This is a genomic window from Methanoculleus sp. UBA430 (assembly GCF_002506585.1).
Classification (GTDB): domain Archaea; phylum Halobacteriota; class Methanomicrobia; order Methanomicrobiales; family Methanoculleaceae; genus Methanoculleus.
Genome location: NZ_DAXW01000014.1, coordinates 1 through 1868, shown reverse-complemented (window position 1 = coordinate 1868; position 1868 = coordinate 1). Strand labels below are relative to the sequence as shown.

At 54.5% G+C, this 1868-nt stretch carries 1 CRISPR repeat array.

What is annotated here, in order from left to right:
- Nucleotides 1-55 precede the first annotated feature (55 nt).
- Nucleotides 56-1817: a CRISPR direct-repeat array (repeat unit 32 nt; unit sequence GTCACACCCCTCGCGGGTGTGTGGATTGAAAT).
- Between the last annotated feature and the right edge of the window lie 51 nt (nucleotides 1818-1868).

Sequence of the window (1868 nt, the reverse complement as noted above, 5' to 3'; positions counted from 1 at the left end):
GCGGGTGTGTGGATTGAAATCGTAATGCTCGGATTCGGAGCCGTTATCGTCGGCGGTCACACCCCTCGCGGGTGTGTGGATTGAAATTTTACACCTGTCCAGACTGCACGGTTGACCGTCCCGGGTCACACCCCTCGCGGGTGTGTGGATTGAAATGGCCCGGAGGATACTGTGCACCCGGGCACCTACGTCACACCCCTCGCGGGTGTGTGGATTGAAATTAATCGGGGAGCGGAAGAGCGCCTGATTTTTTGTGTCACACCCCTCGCGGGTGTGTGGATTGAAATCCAATTTACGCCTCTTTCCGGCATTTCTCGGCCGTCACACCCCTCGCGGGTGTGTGGATTGAAATTCTGCTGCGCTCGTAAGTGTGCGGCCAGCGAAATAGTCACACCCCTCGCGGGTGTGTGGATTGAAATATAATCGCAACATCAGACATAATCTCACATCCTGTCACACCCCTCGCGGGTGTGTGGATTGAAATAATGTCTCTAATTCATCATAATAATCTTTCCCCGCGTCACACCCCTCGCGGGTGTGTGGATTGAAATCCGAAAGGGTAAGGGAGTGAAAAAAATGAGTGATCGTCACACCCCTCGCGGGTGTGTGGATTGAAATTCCATCTCTAAAGCCTTTACACGTTCTTTGAGATCGTCACACCCCTCGCGGGTGTGTGGATTGAAATATCAAACTGGAGGATGGATTGATGCAGGTTTCGGTGGTCACACCCCTCGCGGGTGTGTGGATTGAAATTATACTCACCATATGCGTATTTCTCGCACATTTCGTCACACCCCTCGCGGGTGTGTGGATTGAAATAAGCGCGGTTACACCCTCCCGGGCGCTTACCAGTAGTCACACCCCTCGCGGGTGTGTGGATTGAAATGCCTGCTGGAGCACCACACCCGACGCAGAATAGGCAGTCACACCCCTCGCGGGTGTGTGGATTGAAATCCGCGCAACGCATGGTTACCCCGGTTATGCGGGGTCACACCCCTCGCGGGTGTGTGGATTGAAATAGCATCCTCATACCCTCTTTGGAGGAATCTTTTGTCACACCCCTCGCGGGTGTGTGGATTGAAATAGGTCTCCGGCTAGACGCCGGTTCCCGCTTTATACAGGTCACACCCCTCGCGGGTGTGTGGATTGAAATATTATAGTCCTCCAGACTAATTGTATTGGTAAAGCGTCACACCCCTCGCGGGTGTGTGGATTGAAATTCATTGCGCTATTAATCGTCCCGACCATGGCGGCGTCACACCCCTCGCGGGTGTGTGGATTGAAATACCTCACCCCTATCGGCGGCATTCCGACGCCCGGTCACACCCCTCGCGGGTGTGTGGATTGAAATAACATCTCCGGTCTCTACTCCCCCGAGGAGATTGAGTCACACCCCTCGCGGGTGTGTGGATTGAAATTCCATCAAACCCGCAAAAGTCGGGATCAAATGGTGTCACACCCCTCGCGGGTGTGTGGATTGAAATATCCATGTGGACGCGCGGTTTGGCATCTGTAGGGTCACACCCCTCGCGGGTGTGTGGATTGAAATTAATTGTGCATTTCGACAAAAACCTTTCTACATCTCGTCACACCCCTCGCGGGTGTGTGGATTGAAATAGCGGACGATCGTTGACGGTCGGGACCGGCCGGAAGGTCACACCCCTCGCGGGTGTGTGGATTGAAATCGGTTGGGAATCACCAACAACCCCCCAGAGTTTTGTCACACCCCTCGCGGGTGTGTGGATTGAAATAATCAGGATATCGACTTCGAGACCGACAGTCACGGTCACACCCCTCGCGGGGGGGGGGATTGAAATTCCTTTGTCCTGTTGACGTACGGCTTACGACTGCGGCACACCCCTCGCGGG